This is a genomic window from Variovorax sp. GW821-FHT10C12, assembly GCF_059415405.1.
In genome coordinates, this window is sequence record NZ_JBWKNE010000011.1 from 16,978 (window position 1) to 39,851 (window position 22,874).

General features: G+C 69.3%; 18 protein-coding genes and 1 pseudogene. 10 read left to right on the forward strand and 9 right to left on the reverse strand.

All coding sequences use genetic code 11. From position 1 onward, the window contains the following. Window positions 1–129 precede the first annotated feature (129 nt). Window positions 130–1,224 (reverse strand): fumarylacetoacetate hydrolase family protein, encoded by a 1,095-nt coding sequence (locus AC07OH_RS29180; protein ID WP_447747451.1) that lies wholly within the window; start codon window positions 1,222–1,224, stop codon window positions 130–132. Between the two features lie 118 nt (window positions 1,225–1,342). Between AC07OH_RS29180 and AC07OH_RS29185 the strand changes: the two genes are divergently transcribed. Continuing rightward, complete coding sequence (locus AC07OH_RS29185) at window positions 1,343–2,515, forward strand: DUF3108 domain-containing protein (protein WP_495303023.1); 1,173 nt, start codon at window positions 1,343–1,345, stop codon at window positions 2,513–2,515. Between the two features lie 109 nt (window positions 2,516–2,624). Further along, window positions 2,625–2,906, forward strand: a complete 282-nt coding sequence (locus AC07OH_RS29190; protein ID WP_062478455.1) for a BTH_I0359 family protein — start codon at window positions 2,625–2,627, stop codon at window positions 2,904–2,906. A 69-nt stretch (window positions 2,907–2,975) separates the two neighbouring features. Here the strand turns inward: AC07OH_RS29190 and AC07OH_RS29195 are convergent, their stop codons facing one another. Continuing rightward, entirely contained in the window at window positions 2,976–4,031 is a 1,056-nt protein-coding gene (locus tag AC07OH_RS29195; protein WP_495303024.1) for an AbrB family transcriptional regulator, read from the reverse strand. 64 nt (window positions 4,032–4,095) lie between these two features. Here AC07OH_RS29195 and AC07OH_RS29200 point away from each other — a divergent pair, with 64 nt between their 5' ends. Beyond that, a complete protein-coding gene (locus tag AC07OH_RS29200; protein ID WP_495303025.1) occupies window positions 4,096–4,923 on the forward strand; it encodes a ChaN family lipoprotein in 828 nt (275 codons plus the stop codon). 1 nt (window position 4,924) lies between these two features. After that, window positions 4,925–5,293, forward strand: coding sequence for a VOC family protein (locus tag AC07OH_RS29205; protein ID WP_495303026.1), 369 nt, complete (start codon window positions 4,925–4,927; stop codon window positions 5,291–5,293). A 22-nt stretch (window positions 5,294–5,315) separates the two neighbouring features. Here the strand turns inward: AC07OH_RS29205 and aptA are convergent, their stop codons facing one another. After that, window positions 5,316–6,650 carry an omega-aminotransferase AptA gene (aptA, locus tag AC07OH_RS29210; protein WP_495303027.1) on the reverse strand — a complete coding sequence of 445 codons (1,335 nt, stop codon included), beginning with the start codon at window positions 6,648–6,650 and terminating at the stop codon, window positions 5,316–5,318. A 70-nt stretch (window positions 6,651–6,720) separates the two neighbouring features. Here aptA and purU point away from each other — a divergent pair, with 70 nt between their 5' ends. From purU to AC07OH_RS29225, 3 genes and pseudogenes are all read left to right on the forward strand, one after another. Then, window positions 6,721–7,578 carry a formyltetrahydrofolate deformylase gene (gene purU / locus AC07OH_RS29215; RefSeq protein ID WP_495303028.1) on the forward strand — a complete coding sequence of 286 codons (858 nt, stop codon included), beginning with the start codon at window positions 6,721–6,723 and terminating at the stop codon, window positions 7,576–7,578. Between the two features lie 29 nt (window positions 7,579–7,607). Continuing rightward, window positions 7,608–8,162, forward strand: a pseudogene (locus AC07OH_RS29220) (S1 family peptidase); the annotation flags it as partial. Between the two features lie 393 nt (window positions 8,163–8,555). Then, on the forward strand, window positions 8,556–8,849 hold the full coding sequence (locus tag AC07OH_RS29225; protein ID WP_495303029.1) for a hypothetical protein: 294 nt from the start codon (window positions 8,556–8,558) through the stop codon (window positions 8,847–8,849). 9 nt (window positions 8,850–8,858) lie between these two features. On the opposite strand, the gene AC07OH_RS29230 is transcribed toward AC07OH_RS29225, so the two are convergent. From AC07OH_RS29230 to AC07OH_RS29245, 4 genes are all read right to left on the reverse strand, one after another. Then, entirely contained in the window at window positions 8,859–9,233 is a 375-nt protein-coding gene (locus tag AC07OH_RS29230; protein ID WP_159279682.1) for a YXWGXW repeat-containing protein, read from the reverse strand. A 112-nt stretch (window positions 9,234–9,345) separates the two neighbouring features. Then, entirely contained in the window at window positions 9,346–10,608 is a 1,263-nt protein-coding gene (locus tag AC07OH_RS29235; protein ID WP_495303030.1) for a GDSL-type esterase/lipase family protein, read from the reverse strand. 128 nt (window positions 10,609–10,736) lie between these two features. Continuing rightward, the gene (locus tag AC07OH_RS29240) at window positions 10,737–14,033 is read right to left on the reverse strand and encodes a carboxyl transferase domain-containing protein (RefSeq protein ID WP_495303031.1); all 3,297 of its coding nucleotides are present in this window, start codon (window positions 14,031–14,033) and stop codon (window positions 10,737–10,739) included. A gap of 13 nt (window positions 14,034–14,046) precedes the next feature. Continuing rightward, entirely contained in the window at window positions 14,047–15,690 is a 1,644-nt protein-coding gene (locus tag AC07OH_RS29245; protein ID WP_495303032.1) for an AMP-binding protein, read from the reverse strand. Between the two features lie 85 nt (window positions 15,691–15,775). On the opposite strand from AC07OH_RS29245, the gene AC07OH_RS29250 reads away from it, so the two are divergent. The 3 genes from AC07OH_RS29250 to AC07OH_RS29260 all read left to right on the forward strand — a co-directional run bounded on the left by AC07OH_RS29250 (window position 15,776) and on the right by AC07OH_RS29260 (window position 21,281). Next, window positions 15,776–16,465 (forward strand): TetR/AcrR family transcriptional regulator, encoded by a 690-nt coding sequence (locus AC07OH_RS29250; RefSeq protein WP_489062128.1) that lies wholly within the window; start codon window positions 15,776–15,778, stop codon window positions 16,463–16,465. Between the two features lie 32 nt (window positions 16,466–16,497). Next, complete coding sequence (locus AC07OH_RS29255; protein ID WP_159274664.1) at window positions 16,498–17,757, forward strand: branched-chain amino acid ABC transporter substrate-binding protein; 1,260 nt, start codon at window positions 16,498–16,500, stop codon at window positions 17,755–17,757. Between the two features lie 305 nt (window positions 17,758–18,062). Continuing rightward, complete coding sequence (locus tag AC07OH_RS29260; RefSeq protein ID WP_495303033.1) at window positions 18,063–21,281, forward strand: bifunctional cytochrome P450/NADPH--P450 reductase; 3,219 nt, start codon at window positions 18,063–18,065, stop codon at window positions 21,279–21,281. 75 nt (window positions 21,282–21,356) lie between these two features. Here the strand turns inward: AC07OH_RS29260 and AC07OH_RS29265 are convergent, their stop codons facing one another. Both AC07OH_RS29265 and AC07OH_RS29270 read right to left on the reverse strand, forming a co-directional pair. Further along, complete coding sequence (locus tag AC07OH_RS29265) at window positions 21,357–22,130, reverse strand: esterase/lipase family protein (protein ID WP_095746971.1); 774 nt, start codon at window positions 22,128–22,130, stop codon at window positions 21,357–21,359. Between the two features lie 85 nt (window positions 22,131–22,215). Beyond that, window positions 22,216–22,851 (reverse strand): TetR/AcrR family transcriptional regulator, encoded by a 636-nt coding sequence (locus AC07OH_RS29270; RefSeq protein ID WP_070063831.1) that lies wholly within the window; start codon window positions 22,849–22,851, stop codon window positions 22,216–22,218. Between the last annotated feature and the right edge of the window lie 23 nt (window positions 22,852–22,874).

Genomic DNA, 22,874 nt, shown 5'->3' on the forward strand with positions numbered 1-22,874 from the left:
CCCATGGACCTGTCTCCTTGCAGTGAACGGATCGCTGCATCCTAGGCAGCGCCCGCCGCGCAGGGTTGGGCTTTGCGGAACGGGGGCTTCCGGCCAGCCGAACGGGGAGAAACCCCGACAGGGCCTGCGTCAGCCTTCGGCGGCGGGCTCCGGCGCGGTGCCGGTGTCGGTCCCGGCCTGCGGCTTGGTGAGCGACACCGGCGCCTCCACCGGCCGCCCCGCCGTCGACACGATCTCCTGGTCGATCGCGCCGAACAGCGAGCGCCCGTCCAGGCCCTTCATCTCGATGCGGATGGTGTCGCCGAACTTCATGAAGTCGGTGGCGGGCGCGCCGTCCTGGATGGTCTCGATGCAGCGCTTCTCGGCGATGCACGAGTAGCCCTTGGGCCATTCCATGCGGCCGTTCTTCTCGACGCCCTTGTTGCTCACGGTGCCGCTGCCGACGATGCTACCGGCGCGCACGTTGCGGGTCTTGGCGATGTGGGCGATGAGCTGGCCGAAGTGAAAGGTCATCTCGGGGCCGGCGTCGCACAGGCCGACCTTGCGGCCGTTCCAGCTGCTTTGCAGCGCCAGGTGCACGCGCCCGTCCTGCCAGGCCTCGCCGAGCTCGTCGAGCGTGACGGCCACGGGGCTGAAGGCGGTGGCGGGCTTGCTCTGGAAGAAGCCGAAGCCCTTGGCCAGCTCGGCCGGGATGAGGTTGCGCAGGCTCACGTCGTTGGCCAGCATCACGAGGCGGATGCCGTCCAGCGCCTGGTCGGGCGTGGACCCCATCTTCACGTCGCCGGTGACGACGGCGATCTCGGCCTCAAAGTCGATGCCCATGGCTTCGCTGGGCACGATCACGTCGTCGACCGGGCCCAGGAAGTCGTCGCTGCCGCCCTGGTACATGAGGGGGTCGGTGTAGAAGCTCTCGGGCACCTCGGCGTTGCGCGCCTGGCGCACCAGCTCGACGTGGTTCAGGTAGGCCGAACCGTCGGCCCACTGGTAGGCGCGCGGCAGCGGCGCCATGCACTGGGCGGGGTCGAAGGGAAAGGCGTGGCGCGCGCGGCCGTGGTTGAGGGCGTCGTACAGGTCCTGCAGCTGCGGGCTCATGAAGCCCCAGTCGTCCAGCACCTGCTGCAGCCGGCTCGCGATGCCGGTGGCGTAGTGGGCGAGCGTGAGGTCGCGCGAGACGACGACCAACTGGCCGTCGCGCGAGCCGTCCTTCAGGGTGGCGAGTTTCATGGTGCGGGCGTGAGCAAGAAAAAGGGCGCGGCGCCGCGCCCACTAAACTGGTTGAACGGGCGGCAGTGTACCGAGTGGACTTCGTGAACCTCGGCGCCGCAACCCACTCCACACACCCATGTCGACGCACGTCGCGCCCCCACCGCTGTCCCTCGGCCTGCCCGGGCGCCCGTCCTGGCGCGCGCTCGCGGGGCTGACGCTGGCGGTGGCGCTGGCGCACCTGCTGCTGCTTGGGCTGGCACCGATGGCCATCGGGCCGGAGCCCTCGCCGCTGGCCAGCAAGTTCATCACGCGCACGATCGTGATCGCGCCGCCCGCAGCGGAAGCTCCCGCGGCACCGGCCGCCGCGCCGGTCGCGGCCAAGCCGCCGCCACCGGCCAAGCCCCGGCGTCCGCGCGAGGCGTCGGTGCCCCGCCCCAAGCCGGCCCCGGCGCCCGTGCCGGACGCGCCGGCCCAGACACCGCCCCCGGAAACGCCCGACCAGACCGCGCAGGCCGCTACAGATTCAGGAGCGGCAGCCCCCGAGGCGCCAGCCAGCGCCCCGGCCGCCGCCACCGGCACCACGGCCGGTGGCACGCAGGGCGGCACGACCACGGCCGGCAGCGGCGCCTCGGGCACCATCGCCGGCACCCAGGCGCTGCGGATTCCGGGCTCGGTCACGCTCGATTTCGAGGCCACGGGCCAGAAAGGCGCCTCGCCGCAGCGCGGCGTGTTCGGCGAGCTGGTCTGGCTGCAGGACGGCAGCCGCTACGACGGGCGGCTCACGCTCAAGGCGGTGTTCTTCACCCTGCTGAACTGGCACAGCACCGGCAAGATCGGCCCCTCGGGCCTGGAACCCGAGCGCTATTCGGAAAGCCGCAAGGCCGAGGTGGCCTCGCATTTCGCGCGCGACCAGGGGCAGATCATCTTCAGCAACAACGCCCCCAGCGTGCCCCTGCAGCCCGGCGCGCAGGACCGCATGAGCGTCATGATGCAGCTGGGCGGCCTGCTGGCGGCCAGCCCGGGGCGGTACCCGGCCGGCACCCGGATCTCGGTGCAGACCGTGGGCGTGCGCGACGGCGATGTGTGGGTCTTCGAGGTCGGCGACGAGGAGCAGCTGAGCCTGCCGGCCGGCGACTTCACCACGCGCAAGCTCACCCGCACGCCCCGCAAGGAGTTCGACCGGAAACTGGAGCTCTGGCTGGCACCGCAGTACGGCTATCTGCCCGTGCGCATCCGGCAAACCGAGGCAAATGGTGATTTTGCTGACGCCCAATTGCGCAAACCCCTACCCCAGGCGCCCGCCAATTGAGGCAAAAAGGTTCACATATCAACGGCGCGACGACAACTGTTCTTGAAACTGGCGCGTTGATTGCTATCTAACCCCCATGAACGCCATCGACATCCTCACAGGGCCCGCCATGAACATGCTTTACGACTCCGAGTCCTTCGTCGTCGTGCACGTGCAGCCGAACGACGGCGACGAGCCCAGCACGACGCCCAACGGCCCCGTGCTGGAACGCCACGGCTTCGAGATCGTCGACAAGCGGTCGGGCAAGGAGGTGTACCTCGACGGTTCCTGGGCCGAACTGTTCCAGCAGCAGATCGCCGCCTGGCAGCTCAACACGCCCACGCAGGAAGAGGTCGAGGACACGCTCGAAGGCTATGCCGAGCTGGCGCACACGCCGGTGCTGGTGCACTGAGCGGCCTGAGCAGGCCAAACGAAAAAAGCGCCCCGCGGGGCGCTTTTTCTTTGCCTGTCTCCCGAACCCTCAGCGCTCGGTCCAGCGGTACATCGGCCCCACGATCAGCAGCACCGCCACCAGCCGGCACACCTGGAAGGCCGTGACCACCGGCACGCCCAACTGCAGCACCTTGGCCGTGATCGACATCTCGGCGATGCCGCCGGGCGAGGTGCCCAGGATCATCGTGGCCGGGTGCAGCCCTGTCGCCCCCGCCAGCAGCCAGGCCGCGCCGGCGCACAGCACCAGCATGCCGACCGTGCCCAGCGCCACCGAGCCGAGCCAGCGCGGCGCCGTGTGCAGGAACTCGCGGCTGAAGCGCACGCCCAGGCTCACGGCAATCACCAGCTGCGCGGTGTTCGACAGCCAGGTCGGCACCGCTGACAGCGACTGCCCCGCCACAGTGAAGCCCATCGCCACCAGCAGCGGCCCCATGAACCACGGATTCGTGCGGCCCAGCGCCCGCATCACGAGCCCGCCCGCGCCGGTGGCCAACACCAGCAGGGCCAGCCCGGCCGGGTTCACCTCGCGCACGCCGGGCGGGTTGATCTCCAGGCCGTGCAACCCGCTCCACTGCATCGCGAACGGGATCGTCACCGTCACCACCATCAGGCGCAGGCTGTGCGCGGCGGCCACCAGGTCGGTGCGCGCACCGGCCGATTCGGCCAGCAGCGTCATCTCCGAAGCCCCGCCGATGGCGCCTGCGAAGTAAGTCGTGGCTCTCATGGATTTCGCCGGCACATGAGGCATGCGCGCCGCATGCACGCGGTGCAGCCAGCGGCCGAAACCCCAGCCCAGCAGCAGCGCCCAGCCGATGGCCAGCAGGATCGCCCACCACACGCCGGCCACCAGCGTCACCACCTGCGGCGTGAAATACAGGCCCAGCGCCGTGCCGATGGCCCATTGGCCCATGTTGCGCAGCGGCGTGTGGCTCGCGGTCGGCAGGCCCGCGATCGAGGCCAGCGACACCGCGAACAGCGGGCCGATCATCCAGGGCAGCGGGGTGTGCAGCGCGACACAGGCGAGTGCGGCGGCCAGCGCCAGCAGCAGCGTGGCCAGCACGCGGAGGGGAAAACGAAAGGACACGGGCAGAGAAAGCAGCGGAAAAGGACGACAGCCCGGTGCAGGGCGCCGGGCATAGTATGGCGGGATGCCTCCTCGCCCTTCCCGTGCTTCCCGGTTCCTCGCGCCCCTGGTCGCCGCCGCCCTGCTCGCCGGCTGCGCCGCGCTGTCCGCCGAGGCGCCCGTCGCGCGCCGCGTGGCGGCCCTGCTGCCGGCCGATGCCCTGCTGCTCGGCGAACAGCACGACGCCCCCGAACACCACGCGCTCGAACGCGAGACCGTGCAGGCCCTGGCCGAGCGCGGCCAGCTCGCCGCCCTGGCGCTCGAGATGGCCGAAGAGGGACGCAGCAGCGCCCGCCTGCCCACCGATGCGACCGACGCGCAGGTGCAGGCCGCCCTCGGCTGGAACGACAAGGCCTGGCCCTGGACGCGCTACGGCCCGTCCGTGATGGCCGCCGTGCGCGCCGGCGTGCCGGTGGTCGGCGCCAACCTGCCGCGTGCGCGCATGAAGGACGCGATGGCCGACGTCTCGCTCGACGTGCAGCTCAACGGCGAGGCCTACGCCATGCAGCAGGAGGCCGTGCGCGAGGGCCACTGCAAGCTGCTGCCCGAATCGCAGATCGGCCCGATGACGCGCATCCAGGTCGGGCGCGACCGCGCCATGGCGCAGGCACTGGTGAAGGCGCGGCAGCCGGGCAAGACGGTGGTGTTGATCGCTGGCGCGGGCCACGTCACCAAGGTGCTTGGCGTGCCGCAGCACCTGCCGACCGACGTGTCGGTGAAGACCGTCCACCTGCAGGCCGGCGGTTCGACTGAAGACGACACCGCCGCCTACGACGCCACCTGGCGCACGCCGGCGCTGCCCGAGAAGGACTACTGCGCCGAACTCAGGCAACCGCCCGCCAAGCGGCCCTGAGATGAACCCCGTCTCCTACTTCGAGATCCCGGTCCAGGACATGGAGCGCGCCCTGCGCTTCTACGGTGCGGTCTTCGGCTGCGCCTTCGAACGCGCGACCGTCCATGGCAACGACATGGCGTTCTTTCCGCATGCCGAAGGTGGTCGCGGTGCGAGCGGCGCCCTGGCCAAGGGCGACAGCTATCTTCCGGGGAAATCCGGCGCACGCCTGTACTTCAGCGTGCCCGACATTCAGGCCACGCTGGCCAAGGCCGTCGAGGCCGGCGGCACCGTGCTGTTCCCGGAAACCGAGGCGGGGAGCTTCGGTCGTGTTGCGGAGATCGAAGACCTGGAAGGCAACTGCATCGCGCTGCACACCGCAGCGCGATGAACCGGCTAGCGGCCGCCGCCCTTCAGGCGTGCTTCCTGATCGAATCCGCCAGCGTGTTGACCAGCGTGTCGATGTGCTGCTTCTCGACGATGTAGGGCGGCGCGATCACCAGCACGTCGCCCGCAGCGCGCACCAGCGCGCCCTTGTGGAAGCAGTCGAGGAACACCTCGTACGCCCGCTTGCCCGGTGAACCGGCAATCGGCGCCAGCTCCACCGCCGCCGCCAGGCCCAGGCTGCGGATGCCGATCACGTTCGGCAGGCCCTTGAAGGTGCTGTGGAAGGCATCGCCCAGCACCTTGCCCATTTCGCCGGCGCGCGCGAACAGGTTTTCTTCCTTGTAGAGATCGAGCGTGGCCACCGCCGCCGCGCAGGCCACCGGGTGGCCCGAGTAGGTGTAGCCGTGGAAGAACTCGACCACGTGCTCGGGCGCGTCGGTCTTCATCATCGCGTCGTAGAGCTTGTCGCGGCAGATCACGCCGCCCAGCGGAATCACGCCGTTGGTCACGCACTTGGCGAAGTTCAGCATGTCGGGCACCACGCCGAAGAAGTCGGACGCGAAGTTGGTGCCCATGCGCCCGAAGCCGGTGATCACCTCGTCGAAGATCAGCAGGATGCCGTGCTTGTCGCAAATCTCGCGCAGACGCTTCAGGTAGCCCTGCGGCCCCAGGTACCAGCCGGCCGAACCGGCCACCGGCTCCACGATGATCGCGGCGATGTTGCTCGGGTCGTGCAGCGGCAGGATGCGCGTCTCAAGTTCGACCAGCGGGTCTTCGGCCCACACCGGCTCCTGGTTGTGGATGTAGGCATGGTTCACCGGGTCGTGAATGAAGCGCATGTGGTCCACGCGCGGCAGGAAGGCCGAGCCGAACACCTTGCGGTTGCCCGGAATGCCGCCCACCGACATGCCGCCGAAGCCCACGCCGTGGTAGCCCTTCTCGCGGCCGATGAACACGTTGCGGTGGCCTTCGCCGCGCGCGCGGTGGTAGGCCAGCGCCACCTTCATCGAGGTGTCGGCGGCCTCGGAGCCCGAGTTGCAGAACAGCACCTTGTTCAGGTCGCCCGGGGCCAGCGCGGCGATCATCTCGGCCGCCTTGAAGGCCTTGTCGTTGCTGACCTGGAAGGCGGTGGCGTAGTCCAGCGTGTCCAGCTGCTTCTTGATCGCCTCGTTGATTGGCTTGCGGTTATGGCCCGCGCCCACGCACCACAGCGAGGAGATGCCGTCGACCACCTTCTTGCCGTCGTGCGTGGTGAACGTCATGCCGTCGGCCGCCACGAAAACCCGCGGGTCCTTCTTGAAATGGCGGTTGGGCGTGAAGGGCAACCACTGGTTGTCCATGTTGAAGTCCTGGAAGGCCATGTCTCGCTCCTGCGGTTATGTATGGAGGGAAAATCGCGATTCTGGCACCCCTGCCACAATCCTGCCCCTGATGACGACCACTACGCCTGCCTACATCCTGAACCTCTCCTGTCCCGACCGGACGGGCATCGTGCACGCCGTGTCGGGCTTCCTGCTCGAGCGCGGCGCCAACATCGAAGAGGCCGCCCAATACAACGACCACGGCACCGGCCTGTTCTTCATGCGCGTGCGCTTCGCCTGCGGCGAGCACAGCGAAGCCGTGCTGCGCGAGGAGCTGAAGGCCTTCGCCACCGGCTTCGGCATGAGCCTGCAACTGCACGCCGCCGCCGACCCGATGAAGACCGTGATCCTGGTCAGCAAGGAAGGCCACTGCCTGAACGACCTGCTGTTCCGCTGGAAGAGCGGCCTGCTGTCGATCGACGTGCGCGCCATCATCTCGAACCACCGCGACTTCTACCAGCTGGCCGCCAGCTACAACGTGCCCTTCCACCACATCCCGGTGACGGCCGCGACAAAGGCGCAGGCCGAGGCCAGGCAGCTGGAAATCATCGAGGCCGAAGGCGCCGAACTCGTGGTGCTCGCGCGCTACATGCAGATCCTGAGCAACGACCTGTGCAAGAGCCTGGCCGGCCGCGCGATCAACATCCACCACTCGTTCCTGCCCAGCTTCAAGGGTGCCAAGCCCTACTACCAGGCGCACGACCGCGGCGTGAAGCTGATCGGTGCCACCGCCCACTACGTGACGGCCGACCTCGACGAAGGCCCGATCATCGAGCAGGACGTGGCCCGCGCCGACCACACCGACACGGTCGAAGACCTCACGGCCCGTGGCCGCGACACCGAAAGCCAGGTGCTGGCCCGCGCCGTGAAGTGGCACAGCGAGCACCGCGTGCTGCTGAACGGCCACCGCACGGTCGTGTTCCGCTAACCCTCAACCCTCCTCATCGCCGCTCCCAGATGCGCCTGCAGCTTCCGCTTTTCGCCCTCGCTGCCGCTCTGGCAGCGCCCGCCACCTTCGCCCAGGACGCACGCGCCGGCAGCGCCCCGCTGGCGCCCGACGCGCTGTTCGCGCGCGTCTCGCCCAGCGTCTGGGTGGTGCAGGCCAGCGACGCCCAGGGCAAGGTCCTGGCCACCGGCAGCGCGGTGGCCACCGGCCCGGGCACGGCCGTCACCAGCTGCAAGCTGCTGGCCAAGGCCAGCGCCGTGGCGCTGCGCCGCGACAACGTGAGCTACGGCGCCGCGCTGGAGCACCCGGACGTCGAACGCGACCTGTGCCAGCTGCGCATCGCGAACCTCGTGTCGCCGACCCTGGGTGTCGTGCCCGCGGGGGCACTGCAGGTCGGGATGCCGCTGTACGTCATCGGCGCGCCACGCGGGCGCGAGCTGACGCTCGGCATTTCCATGCTCGGCGGCGTGCGCCGCAACGCCGCGGGCGCGCTCGAGTCGCTGCAGCTGGCCACGCCGACCGAGGCAGGCCTGGCCGGTGCCGGCCTGTTCGATGCGCAAGGTCGCCTGGTGGGCCTCGTCGCGGGCTCGGCCCCGGCAACCCTCGCCCTGCCGGCCGCGTGGATCGCAGAGCTGCCGACGCGCGGCCAACGCGCCATCGAGCGCCTCGCCGCCCAGCCGGCTCCGCCGTCGCTGCAGCGCCCGAGCCTCGTGGAGTACCAGCTGCACGACCGGCTCACCAACACGCACCGCAAGGTGATCTACCGTGCGGACACGGCCACCACCACCGACGATCGCCTCAGTTTCAACAACGGCGGTTGGATCGAGAAGCCGGGCGGCGAGGTGATCGGCGTCACGACGGCCGTGGCCGGCGAGTTCGACAGCGTCATGCCGCCGGGCGGCTGGGCCCGGCCGAGCCTGGAGCCCGATGCGGCCTGGGCCTCCGAGTACGACGCCACCATGGGCGGCACGCGGATCAAGATGGACCTGCGCGCCACCGTGGTGGACGACGCCGCCACGCTGCCGTTCGACGGCCGCGAGCTCAAGGTGGTGAAGATCGACTACCGCGGCCACACCCAGCGCTTCGCGAACGCGGGTGCCTGGAGTGGCAACCAGTACGGGACCTACCGCGCCAGCGTGTGGTTCTCGCAGGAGCTGGGCCGCGTCGTCCGCTTCGAGGTGCAGACGCGCGGCGGTGCGAGCGGCGGCGCGTTCCAGGTCAGCGAAGTGCTCGAGCTGGTGAGCATCCGCTAGCTCTATCGATCAATTGCGGTACGGGTTGTCCGGACGCCGGTCCTGGCGGTTCGGCACGCCGTCGCCGTCGCGGTCCCAGCGGCCGCGGTTGTATTCCCAGCGGCCATTGTTCTCGCGCCATTCCGGCGCGCGGTAGGCATAGCCCGGGCGGGCACGCACGTACATGCCGCGCACCCACACATGGCGACCGCCACGCCACTCATAGTGACCCGGCGACCACACATAGCCGCGACGCGGCGGCGGCATGCGCTCGTAGCGCGGCGGGGGCGGCGGCCCCTGGATGGTGATCACCGCCTGCGCCTGCGCGGCCGTGGGAACGGCCAGGGCGCCCACCGACAGCAGCGAAGCGGCACCGATGGAAAGAGCGACTGCGAGTGTTTTCATGAGAAAGCCCCATGGTTGTTGGAGGAGCCTTCATGCTGCCGGGACCGTGTGAAGCGCCTGTAAGCGCTGCGCGAAATCTTGTGTAGAGCTGTTGCGCTGCCGCAGACGCGCTTTATTCCTGCAATTCGCGCAGGTCGATGGCCGCGGCCATGGCCGCGTGGCCGGCGCGGTTGGGATGCAGGTGATCGCCGCTGTCGAATGTCGGATTCAGCTGACGCGGCGCAGCGGGGTCGCGCAGCACGGCATCGAAGTCGATCACGCCGTCCACGTCCTGGCGGCTGCGCACCCAGCGGTTCACGGCCTCGCGCATGGCCTCGTTGGCGTCGGTGGCGTAGGGCGTGTTGCCGAAAGGCGGCACGGTGCCCAGAAGCACCTTCACGCCTTTGGCGCGCGCCTGCTTCACGAGTTGCCCGAGCCCGTCGGTGATGCGCTCGACCGTGGGCACGTCATGCGGTGCGACCTCAGCGGCCGGCAGCATCGCGAACACGCTGCGACCGATGTCGTTCGTGCCGAGCAACACGATGACGTGCGTCACGCTGCTCTGGCCCAGTGCATCGCGTGCAAAGCGCGACAGGCCGTTGGGACCGATGCCGTCCACCAGCAGCCGGTTACCGCCGATGCCGGTGTTGATCACCGACACCGCATGCGCGGCCTGCGGGCTGTCGCGCAGCCGCGTCGCGAGCATCTCAGGGTAGGAGCCGTTGCCCGACTCACCGCCCCCTGCGGTGATCGAATCGCCGAACGCGACCACAGTGCGCATCGGCCGTGTCGTGAGCACGTCGAGCCCGGTCACGATGTGGTTCATCGGCAGCGGCGTCGCCTTCGGCAACCGGGGCGCCGTGACGGCGTTGCCGGCTGTCACCCAACCCGTGTCCGCAGACAGCAGGTAGGCCGTGGAGAACGGTGTCGCACGGTCGAAAAAGAGGCTGACCGCCACCGACTGCCCGGCCTCGACCGCCAAGGACACGCCGTCGCTCCAGGCCTCTGCGCCCGGCGCCACGGTGACGGTGGCGCGCCCGCCAAAACGCAAGGTGCGCATCGAGGCGGGCGAGACCGCGTTCGCACCGGTGCCCAGCGCCACAGTGGCGGCAGCGATGCGCAGCGGCTCCTTGCCGAAGCGGTTGGACACGCGCACACGCACGCGCTCGCCGTCGAGCGTCGGTTGCAGCAACTGGCGCAGGGTCTGGCCCTGGAACACATGTGCGACCGGCCCGCCCATGGACGCGGTGCGCGGGTTCGCGGCCAGCTCGCGGAAGTCGAGCGGCGCCACAGCCCAACTCGCGACCCAACGCGCCTCGGCCGGCTGGCGCACAGGCTTGTCGGCCCACACCGCCTGCACACCCGCGAGCAGCATCGCAAGGCCGATAACGGCCATCCAGTGTGCGGGGGAGTTGGAGGCGTCGCGCAGACGGGCGCGCCAACGGGCGAAAAGATTCATGCAAGCAAAGCGCCCCAGTGTACGGAGCCGCCTTGCCCGCGCAGGTGACGAGGTCTAAGCCTGCGTTACCAAGTGTCGACGTAGGCCGAGACCGCCTCGGCCGGCCGCGTGGCCGACGCCAGCCCGCGCACCAGCCAGCTGCGCGTGTCGGCCGGGTCGATCACGGCATCGATCTCCAGCGTCTGCGCCATGTGGATCGCCTCGCCGTTCGCGTACTGCTGCGCCACCAGCTGCTTGAACAGCGCGTCACGCTCGGCGCCCTCGGGCACGGCCGCGAGTTCCTTGCGAAAGCCCAGTCGCACCGCGCCTTCGAGGCCCATCGCACCAAACTCGCCGGTGGGCCAGGCCACGGTGAACACGGGCGCATCGAAGCCGCCGGCGGTCATGGCCTGCGCGCCCAGGCCGTAGCCCTTGCGCAGCACCACCGCGAAGAAAGGCACGCGCAGGTGCGAGGCCACCATGAACATGCGGCACACGTGGCGCACCTGCGCCTGCGCCTCGACCTCGGGCCCGACCATGAAGCCGGGCGTGTCGCACAACGACACGATCGGTAACCCGTGGGCATTGCACAGTTGCATGAAGCGAGCGGATTTGTCGGCCGCCTCCACGTCGATCGCGCCGCCCAGGTGGTGCGGGTTGTTCGCCATCAGGCCGACCGGCTTGCCCTCGATGCGTGCCAGCGCCGTGACGATGCCTGCGCCGAAGCCCGCGCGCAGTTCGAGCAGCGAGCCGGTGTCGGCCACGCCGCGCATCGCGGCGCGCACGTCGTACACGCGCAGGCGGTTCTCGGGCACCACATGGCGCAGCGTGCGCGGATCGGCGCACTGCCAGTCGGTGGTTGCCCCCTGAAAGTACGACAGGTACTGCTTCGCAGCCGCCACGGCTGCAGCTTCGTCTTCCACTAGGATGTCGATCACGCCGTTGCGCGACTGCACGCTGCTCGGCCCGATCTGCTCGGGCGCGAAGGTGCCCAGGCCGCCGCCTTCGATCATCGCGGGGCCGCTCATGCCGATGTTGCTGCCCTTGGTGGCAATGATCACGTCGGCGCAGCCCAGCAGCGCCGCGTTGCCCGCGAAGCAGCGCCCGTGCACGATGCCGACGACAGGCACCTTGCCCGACAGCGCCGCGAACTGGCTGAAGGTGTGGTTGTTCAGGCCCGCGACGATCGGCATGTCGGTGTCGCCCGGCCGCCCGCCCCCGCCCTCGGCGAACAGCACCACCGGCAGCTTGAGCTGGTGCGCCACCGCGAGCAGCCGGTCGGTCTTGTGGTGGTTGCGCATGCCCTGCGTGCCGGCCAGCACGGTGTAGTCGTACGCGAGCACGGCGCAGCGCGACTTCTCGGGCCCGAACTGCTTCGCGTTGACGCTGCCCAGCCCCGTCACCATGCCGTCGGCCGGCGTGTTGGCGATGAGGTCTTCGAGCGTGCGACGGCGCGTCTGCGCGGCGATGGCGAGCGCGCCGTACTCGATGAAGTTGCCCGGGTCGCCGGCCGTGTCGCACAGGTCGGCGATGTTCTCGCGCGCGGTGCGCCCGCCCTGCGCATGCCGCTTGTCGACGGCCGCCTTGCGGTTCGCGTCGAGCGTGGGCGCATGGCGGTCGATGACCTTCTGCAGGTCGGGGCGGATCGCATCGAGGTCGTGCGCGACGCGCGCCTGCGCCTCGACACCCTGCGCATCGACGGCCTCCAGCCGCACCAGCGACTGGCCTTCGACGAGGTAGTCGCCGGGCGCGGCCAGCAGCGCCAGCACGCGGCCGGCCACGGGCGCGTGCAGCAGGTGCTCCATCTTCATGGCCTCGAGCACGCCCAGCTGCGCGCCGGCAGGCAGCACGTCGCCCACCGCGACCTCGAACTGCACCAGCTTCGCAGGCATGGGCGCCTTGACCGTGAGGCCGTCGTCTTCGTCCTCCTCCTGCGCCGGTGCGCTCGCGGCTGCGGGCGCGGTGACCTTCTTCGTGTGCTTCTCGAACGCCTTCGCGTCGGCGAGCAGATCGCCCAGGTGCGCTTCCACGAAGCGCGTGTGCACCGCCTGCGTCGCGAACTCGGGCCGCGCGGCAATGGCGCACAGCAGCGGCAGGTTGGTGGCGATGCCGTCGATGTGGCATTCGTCGAGCGCGCGCAGCGAACGACGCAGCGCGCCCGCGAAACGCGGCGACGGCGAATGCACGATGAGCTTGGCCAGCAGCGTGTCGTAGTGCGGCGAGGGTGCGAGGCCCGTGTAGCCATGCGTGTCGACGCGCACGCCGGGGCCGGCCGGCAGGTCGAAGCGCGCGAGCGTGCCGCCCGCGGGGCGCGCGTTGCCTTGCGCATCGAGCGTCTCGGCGTTGATGCGCCACTGCACCGCGAAGCCGCGCTGCGGCGCTGTGCGATCAACCTCTACACCAAGTGCGCTCAAGGTGTCGCCCGAGGCGACCGCGATCTGCAGCTGCACGAGGTCCAGCCCCGTCACCGCTTCGGTCACCGTGTGCTCGACCTGCAGGCGCGGGTTCGCCTCGATGAAGACAAAAGGCAGGGTGGTCGAAGCGGCATCGACCAGGAATTCAAAGGTGCCGAGGCCGCGATAGCCCACGGCCTTGGCCATGCGCAGCGCGGCCTGCGTGACCTGCGCGCGCAGCGGCTCGGGCAGCGAGGGGCTCGGCGCGATCTCGACCAGCTTCTGGAAGCGGCGCTGCAGCGTGCACTCGCGCTCGCCGAGGCTGGCCACGGCGCTGCCGTCGCCGAGCACCTGCACCTCGATGTGCCGCGCGTTGCGCATCAGGCGCTCGACGTACACGCCCTCGATGCCGAACGCCGCCTTGGCTTCGGACATGCAGCGCGCATGCGCCTCGGGCAGCTCGTCGGCCGTGAGCACCGCGCGCATGCCGCGCCCACCGCCGCCGCCGATGGCTTTCACCATCACGCCCGCGCCCTGCGCGTGCTGTTCGGCGAAGAAGGCCTGGGCCTGCGCGAGCGTCACCGCGCCGGCGCTGCCGGGCATCACGGGCACGTCGCACTGCGCGGCCAGTTCGCGGGCGCGGGCCTTGTCGCCGAACAGGCCCAGCTGCCCGGGCGTGGGGCCGATGAAGACCAGGCCCGCGTCGGCGCAGGCCTGTGCGAAGTCGGCGCGCTCGCTGAGGAAGCCGTAGCCGGGATGCACCGCATCGCAGCCTTGCGCCTTCGCCACCGCGATCAACGCGGCCACGTCGAGGTAGGCCGAAGGGCCGGTCGCGTCGAGCGCCACCGCCACGTCGGCCAGCTGCACATGCAGCGCGGCGGCATCGTCGCGCGCATGCACCGCCACGCTGGCAATGCCCAGGTCGCGCAGCGCACGCACCAGGCGCACGGCGATCTCGCCGCGGTTGGCAATCAGAACTTTGGAAAACACGCGAGGAAGCCTTTCAGGTCTTGTCTTTGAGCAGGCGGCGCAGCACCTTGCCTGCGCCCGTGGTGGGCAATGCATCGATGAAGCTCACGGCGCGCGGCGCCTTGTAGCTCGCCATGTTCTCGCGCGCCCAGGCCACGAGCGCGTCGGCCTCGAGCGCGGCGCCGGGCTTGCGCACGATGAAGGCCTTCACGACCTCGCCCTTCTCGGGGTCGGGTTGCGCGATGACCGCCGCCTGCGCCACCGCCGGGTGCTTGATGAGGATGGTCTCGACCTCTTCGGGGAACACGCTGTAGCCCGAGACCTTGATCATTTCCTTGAAGCGGCCGATGAAGGTGAGGTAGCCGTCGGCGTCGAGCTTGCCCATGTCGCCCGTGTGCACCCAGCCGTTGCGCAGGGTGGCGGCCGTGGCCTCGGGCTTGTTCCAGTAGCCCTTGAACGAGCCGGCGCTGGTGAGCACGATCTCGCCGACCTCGCCCGTGGGCATGTCGGCCTGGGTGTCGGTGTCGATGATGCGGATGGTCACGCCCGGCACCGGCACACCCTGCGTGCCCCAGCGCGGCGCCACGTGCGGCGTGTAGGTGTCGCAGGTGTGGGTTTCGCTCAGGCCGTAGGCGGCCTCGAACGAGCTGCAGTGGTTGGCGTGCGAACGCCACTGCGCGGCCAGCGGTTCGGTGAAGGCGATGCCGAAGCTGGTGACCGGGTTCATCTTCAGGCTCGACAGGTCGAAGCGGGCGATGTCGGGCACCTGCATGCACGCCACGTTCATCGGCGCGATGCTGTACCACCAGCTCACCTTGTAGGCGGCAATGGCCTGCAGCACGGCGCGCGGATCGAAGCGGTGCATCAGCACCGAGGCGGCGCCGCTGAGCACGGGCACGTTGACGCCCATCAGCATGCCGGCGATGTGGTACAGCGGCGCGATCGACAGCAGCACGTCGTCCGGCCCCACGCCGTTGCAGTCGGCCGCGGCGCGCGTCTTGAAGAGCGCATTGCCGTAGCTGAGCATCGCGCCCTTGGGCAGCCCGGTGGTGCCCGACGTGTAGGTCATGAGCGCGATGTCGTCCATGTCGATGGCGACGGGCTGCGGCGTGGCGCCGCTGCGCATCACGGCGAGGAAGTCTTCGCAGCCGTCGGGCACGGTGCGTTCGGCCGTGCGCTCGGCGGCCAGTTCGGCCGGCAGGTCGATCGTGGGCTCGGCGGGCAGCAGGTCGGCGTAGTGCACCACGAACACATGCGCGAGCGCGCTTTCGGCCTGCACCTTGCGCACCACCGGCACCAGCGGCGCGGCCGCGACGATCACGCGCGCCTTCAGGTCGTTGACCTGGTAGGCCAGCTCGTGCTCCTTGTTGAGCGGTCCGCTCGGGCAGACGATGGCGCCGATCTTCTGGATGCCGAAGTGCGCCACCAGGTACTGCGGGCAGTTGTTGAGGAACAGCACCACGGGTTCGCCCTTGGCCACGCCCAGGGCCTGCAGGCGCGCGGCGAAGGCGTCGCTCGCGCGGTCGAGCTCGGCCCAGCTCAGGGCCTGGCCGTACCAGAGGCAGGCGGTGGCGTCGCCGCGCGTGCGTGCGTGGTCGCGCAGGTAGGCATGCAGGGGCTGCTGCACGCGCGGCGGCAGCTCTTTCAGACGTGCGGGGGTGGCGGGCGTTGTCTCCATGGCGTCACTTTCTCAGGGTTATCGATAGCCGCCTGCACAGGGCCGGCGCTTGCCAATGCGGCATCGTGCACGAACAATCCTACCCATGGGTATAACTTCCGCGACACCGAACAAACCCTCTGCCACGCACACGGCACTGGCGGCACAGCCGCACCTGCCGCAGGGCACGGGCCGCCAGCGCGCGGCCACGCAGGGCACCGACCTGCAGCGCGAGCGCATCCTGCAGGCGGCGGCGCAGCTGTTTGCCGCGCAGGGCTACGCCAACACGACCATGGCGCAGATCGTGCGCGAGCTGGGCGTGACCAAGCCCTTCGTGTACTACTACTTCCGCGACAAGCAGGAGATCTTCGAGACGCTGTCGTGGCGCCCCGCGGTCGACTGCTTCACCGCGCTCGACTTCGCCGCCGCCGACCCGCGCCGCGCGAGCGAGAAGGTGATGGAAGGCATCGAGCGGCTGATCCGCGCCACCATCTCGCACCACCCGGTGGCCTTCTTCGCCTACCGCGAGCCGCAGGTGTACCGCCCCGAGTACCTCGAAGCGCAGAAGAAGCTCGCGCACCACTTCTACGACCTGCTGTGCCCGCTGCTCGAAGAAGCCCGGCGCGACGGCGACCTCGACTTCGACGAGACCAAGATCACCGCGCTCGCGGCCTGCAGCCTGCCGGGCTTTCTCTACAGCTGGTACCGCCCCAACGGGCGCCTCTCGCCCGACGAGGTGGTGGCACAGCTCACGAAGCTGGCCAGCCGCGTGATCGGGCTGCGCGCGACGCACTGATTCCGTCTTTCACACACCCTCCGGAGACACCCATGAAGCTCACGCATGCGCCCCTGGCGCGGATCGCCCTTGCCTCTCTGTTTGCCATCGCCGGCACCGCAGCGCAGGCGCAGCAGCCGACCTACAAGATCGCCTACATCGATCCGCTGTCGGGGCCGTTCGCCAACGTGGGCGAGCTGATGCTGATGCACACGCAGTACGCCATCGAGGACATCAACGCCAAGGGCGGCGTGCTCGGCGGCATGAAGCTGCAGCTGCTGCAGTTCGACAGCAAGCTCTCGGCGCAGGAAAGCCAGAGCGCGCTGCAGGCAGCGATCGACCAGGGCGCCAAGGCGATCGTCACGGGCGGCTCGGGCTCGTCGGTGGTGACGGCGCTGGTGCTGGCCGTGGCGCGCTGGAACCAGCGCAACCCGGGCAAGGAACTGATCGTGCTGAACCACTCCTCGATCGACCCCGAGATGACCGGCAAGGGCTGCAGCTTCTGGCACTTCCAGACCGAGGCCAACACGGCGATGAAGATGAAGGCGCTGGCCAACTACATCAAGAAGACACCGGACGTGAAGAAGGTCTACCTGCTGAACCAGGACTATGCCCACGGCAAGCAGTGGGCCAGCTACGGCCGCCAGCTGGTGGGCCTGGCGCGCCCCGACATCCAGTTCGTCGGCGAGACGCTGCACCCCATCGGCCGCGTGAAAGACTTCGCGCCCTACATCGCCAACATCAAGCAAAGCGGCGCCGACTCGGTCATCACCGGCAACTGGGGCCAGGACATGACGCTGCTGCAGAAGGCCGCGGGCGACGCGGGCTACAACCTGCGCTACTTCAACCACAGCGCGGGCTCGGTGCCGGGCACCGTCACCGCCGTGTCGCAGGCCAAGACCGGGCAGCTCACCTGGGTGGCCGAATGGCACCCGGGCCAGGCCGACACGCCGAAGGTCGACGCGCTGGCCAAGGCCTACAAGGCCAAGACGGGCAAGGACTTCCTCGCGCCGCGCATCGACCTGACGCCACGCCTGCTGGCCGCCGCCATCGCCAAGGCCGGCAGCGCCGACACGGTGAAGGTGGCACGCGCCCTCGAAGACCTGAGCTTCGACTCGGTGGTGGGCCCGGTGCGCATGCGCGGCGAAGACCACCAGCTGCTGCTGCCGCAGGTGGTGAACACCATCGCGCCGGTGGACGGCAAGGCAGTGAAGACGGGCTGGGAAGGCACCAACTACGGCTTCCGCACCGATGCGGTCTATACCGGGAACGAGCTGGCGCAGGGCACCGACTGCAAGATGGTCCGGCCCTGAGTGCTTTCGGGGTACGTACCCAGGACACGCGGCTGGTGCTCGCCGATCAACGTGCACTGTGAATGACGATCACGCTGATGGGGTGCCTTGCGCAGCGAAATCAAGGGGGAGCCCGAAGGGCGGAGGACATTCGCGGAGCAAGGTGCCCCGTCGGCGTGATCGCGCCCTGAACTGACTCTGTAAACGGCCCCGGCGCCTCCTAAGGGAAACCCCGTCCTGCCCACCCCCTGTGCCATCGGGATACTCCGGATTCGCATCCCGGACATCCGAAGCGGGTCCATACCGAAGGCACAACAAGGTACACCATGGCAGGAAAGAACTCGCTCCATCCGATCCCCCATCCGGCGAAGAAACCCTTCGTCGGCAATCTGCTGTCCATCGGCTCCGATTCGCCGGTGCTCGACATGTGGAAGATCGCGCAGGACCTCGGCGGCATCTACTGGCTCGACATGCCGGGCATGCCGGTGATCGTGGTGTCGTCGCCCGCGCTGGTCGACGAGCTGTGCGAAGAAAAGCGCTTCGACAAGAGCACGCGCGGTGCGCTGCGCCGGCTGCGCGCCGCGTCGCACGGTCTCTTCACGTCCGACACGCACGAGGAGACGTGGTCGAAGCCGCACAACATCCTCCTGGCCAACTTCAGCCAGCGCGCGATGCAGGCCTACCACCCGATGATGCTGGACATCGCGGGGCAGCTGGTCACCAAGTGGGAGCGCCTCAATTTCGATGAAGAGGTGGACGTGGTGCGCGACATGACCGCGCTCACGCTGGACACCATCGGCCTGTGCGGCTTCGGCTACCGCTTCAACTCGTTCTACCGCGAGGGCTTCCATCCTTTCGTCGATGCGATGGTGCGCACGCTGGAGACGGTGCAGAACCGGCGCGGCATTCCGCTCGAGGAGCTGATGCTCAAGAAGGAGCTGGCGCAGCAGCGCAAGGACATCCGCTACATGCACAAGATGGTGGAAGACATCATCGAGGAGCGGCGCGCGAGCGGCGCCGACATCGCCACCAAGCCCGACCTGCTGAGCTACATGATCGCGGGCGTGGACAAGAAGAGCGGCGAGAAACTCACCGACAAGATGATCCGCGACGAGTGCATCGAATTCCTCATCGCGGGCCACGAGACCACCAGCGGCCTGCTGTCGTTCGCCATCTACTTCCTGCTGAACAACCCCGAGGCGATGGCCAAGGCGCAGGCCGAGGTCGACAGCGTGTTCGGCGGCGACACCACGCAAAAGCCCACCTACGCGCAGGTCAACCGGCTGCAGTACGTGATGCAGGTGCTGAAGGAATCGCTGCGCCTGTACCCGACCGCGCCCGCGATCTCGATGCGCGCGAAGGAAGACACGAAGATCGGCGGCCAGTACACGATCAAGAAGAACAACATGGTCATCATGCATGCGCTGGCGCTGCACCGTGACAAGGGCATCTGGGGCGAGGACGCCGACCAGTTCAACCCCGACCACTTCAGCCGCGAGGCCGAGCGCGAGCGGCCCGTGAACGCCTTCAAGCCCTTCGGCAACGGCCAGCGCGCCTGCATCGGGCGGCAGTTCGCCCTGCAGGAGGCGGTGCTCACGCTGGGCATGATCCTGCAGCGCTTCAACCTCGTCGATCACACGGGCTACAAGCTCAAGATCAAGGAAGCGCTGACGATCAAGCCCGAGAACTTCAAGATCAAGGCGCTGCTGCGCGACCCGGCCTCGCGCCCGCGCGGCAACGCAGAGGCGACGACCGCGCCCGCCATGCCGACGAAGCCCGCCGCGCGCAAGCCGCAGGCGGCGCGCCACGGCACCTCGCTGCTGGTGCTGCAGGGCTCCAACCTCGGCACCGCCGAAGACCTGGCGCGCCAGCTGGCCGAGGCCGGCGAGCTGCGCGGCTTCTCGACCCAGCTGGCCTCGCTCGACGACTACGCCGAGCGGCTGCCGGCCAGCGGCGCGGTGGCGATCGTCTGCGCCTCGTACAACGGCGTGGCGCCCGACAACGCAGCGGAGTTCCACCGCTGGCTCGACAAGGCCGACGATTCGCTCAACGGCGTGCGCTTCAGCGTCTTCGGCTGCGGCAACACCGACTGGGCCGCCACCTACCAGGCGGTGCCGCGCCGCATCGATGAGCGGCTCGAAGCACTGGGCGCCGACCGCGTGCACGAGCGCGGCGAAGGCGATGCGCGCGAGGACATGGACGGCGCCTTCCAGGACTGGAGCGACGCGCTGTGGCCCGCGCTGGTGAAGACCTTCGACATCAAGAACGGCGCCGACACGCCGGCCGAGGCCGAGCCGCTGTACACGCTCGAAGAGCTGCCGCCGCCGCAGAAGAACGCACTGGTCGATGCGCTGGGCGCCGTGCCGCTGCGCGTGATCGAGAACCGCGAGCTGCAAAGCGCCGGCGCCAACGGCGAGGCCGGGCGCTCCACGCGCCACGTCGAGCTGATGCTGCCCGAGGGCGTGAACTACGTGCCCGGCGACCACCTGAGCGTGGTGCCGCGCAACAGCCCCGCGCAGGTCGAGCGCGCGATGGCGCGCTTCGGCTTCGACCGCTCGGCGCACGTGCGCCTGTCGGCCGTGCCGGGCCGCAAGGCCGCGCTGCCGGTCGACCAGGTGATCGCAGTCGATCGCCTGCTGGGCGACTACGTCGAGCTGCAGGACGTGGCCACGCGCAAGCAGATCGCCACGCTCGCGGCGCACACCGAGTGCCCGTTCACCAAGCCGAAGCTGCAGGCGCTGTCGGGCAGCGACGAGGCCTCGCAGGCCGCGTACAAGGCCGAGGTGCTGCACAAGCGCAAGTCGCTGCTGGAGCTGCTCGAAGAGCACCGCGCCTGCCAGGTGCCGTTCGCGGTGTTCCTGGAAATGCTGTCGCCGCTGTCGCCGCGCTACTACTCGATCTCCTCGTCGCCGACGATGACGCCGGGGCGCTGCAGCGTGACGGTGGGCGTGGTGAGCGCGCCCGCGCTGTCGGGCAACGGCACCTTCGAGGGCGTGTGCTCCAACTTCCTGGCGCGCGCCGAGGCTGGCGACACGGTGCACGGCGTGATCCGCGAGACCACCGCCGAGGGCTTCCGGCTGCCGGAGGACGCGAACCGCCCGCTCATCATGATCGGCCCGGGCACCGGCCTGGCGCCGTTCCGCGGCTTCCTGCAGGCACGCGCGGCGCAGGTCGAACGCGGCGACGCGCTGGGCGAGGCGATGCTGTTCTTCGGCTGCCGCCATCCCGAGCAGGACTTCATCTACGCCGAAGAGCTGCAGGCCTGGTCGCACCGCGGCCTGATGAAGCTGCACACGGCCTTCTCGCGCGCCGGCGACCGCAAGGTCTACGTGCAGGACCTGATCCGCGAACAGGGCGCGGCCGTATGGAAGCTGCTCGAAGCGGGCGCCGTGGTGTACGTGTGCGGCGACGGTTCGCGCATGGAACCCGACGTGCGGCGCACGCTCAGCGACCTCGCGCGCGAGCACGGGCAGGACAGCGCGGCGTGGATGGACCAGATGATTGCCGAGCAGCGCTATGTGCTCGACGTGTGGGCCGGGGCCTGAAGAACCAAGCCTGGAGCCTCAAAGAAGAAGACCGGCATTCGCCGGTCTTTTTTATTTGGAGGTGATCGCCTCAGCTCAGACGTTGCGGTCCGGGTCCGGGTACACCAGCGGCCCGAGCATGCCGCGGTTGAACGGCTTCCACTCGCCCTCGGGCTGCGCCAGCCGGTCGGCCACCGCATAGAGCACGGCCGGGTGCGCGCCGAGCCCCAGGTGGCTCGCGACGACCTCGATGTTCTCGGACTGCGGACCGGTCTTCTCGAGGCTGCAGCGCCACGCCACGACACCGTCGGTGCGGCTGAAGATCGAGGTCGTGGGCACGGGCGGCGTGGGTTCAACGAACTTCATGCGGCGCGGATCATGCGAGCTCTGGCCGCTCACGCCTTCGTACACGCGCCAGGCATTGGTGGCGCGCGGGCTGCCCGAGAACGGACTGCCCAGCGTGATCACGTTGCGGATGAGGTCCTTCTGCGCCGAGGCCAAGAGCCGCGCGTACACGCCGCCCAGGCTCCAGCCGATCACGCTGACCTTCTGGCCGCTCTTGTCGGCCAGGGTCTTGAGCAGGTCGACCATGCCGTCCTCGACGCCGGCGCGCGGGCCCAGGTTGCGGCCCTGGCCCCAGCCGTGCGCGTCGTAGCCGCGGCTGCACAGGTAGCGGCGCAGCAGCAGCGTGGACATGTCGCTGGCCACGAGACCCGGCAGCACGAGCACGGGGTGCCCGTCGCCGCGCGGCGCGAGCTGCAGCAGCGGCCACATGGCGAGGCCGGCGCCGGTTTCCCAGAGGGCGCGCGCTTCGGCCAGCAAGAGCAGGCGCGACGGCGGTGCGATGGGTTCGTGGGTGGCGGTGGTCATGATGGCGGCTTCCTTTCTGTTTCTTTCTTCTGTAGGACGACGATGGGGGTGCGAAGTTGCATTCCCCGTCGGACGACGACTTCATTTATCCGAGGTATTTGCCCCTCAGGTAATCAAGATAAGCCCTCGATTCGCTGGAAACATACGGAGAAACCAGCGTGAGTGTGTAGAAAGCCGCCAAACCGGGGTCGGCTTGCGCCAGGGCGTCGCGTCCCGGCACCAGCCGTTCGAACGAGAGCCAGCAGGTGGTGGTGAAGACCATCTGCAGCGCCAGGATGCGCGCCTGCTCGGCGCTGGTCTCGATCACGCCCGAGGCCACCAGCCCTTCGCACAGCGTCTGGGCCGCCAGCAGGTTCTGCGCGGTCATGGCCTGGGCGCGCTGCCCCAGGGCCGGGTACTCGCTGGCCAGGAAGGCCATGTCGCGGTAGATGAAGCGGTATTCGTCGATGGCCTCGAAGCGCAGGTGCAGTGCGAGCCACAGGTCGTCGATGGCGGCAATGGACGCCGACGAGCCGTTGAGCACCTCGAGCCGCTGCTCGAAGCGCCGGAACAGCCATTCGACGATCAGCTGCTTGGCCTTGAAGTGGTAGTGCAGGTTGCCCGGGCTCATGCCGAGTTCGGCCGCGATCTTGTGCGTGGACACGGCCGGAAGACCTTCCGCGTTGAACAGCGCAAGGCTGGTCTGCAGGATGCGATCGCGCGTGGTGTTGGAGCTGGCCACAAGCGGCGTGTTGCGTGCGTTGC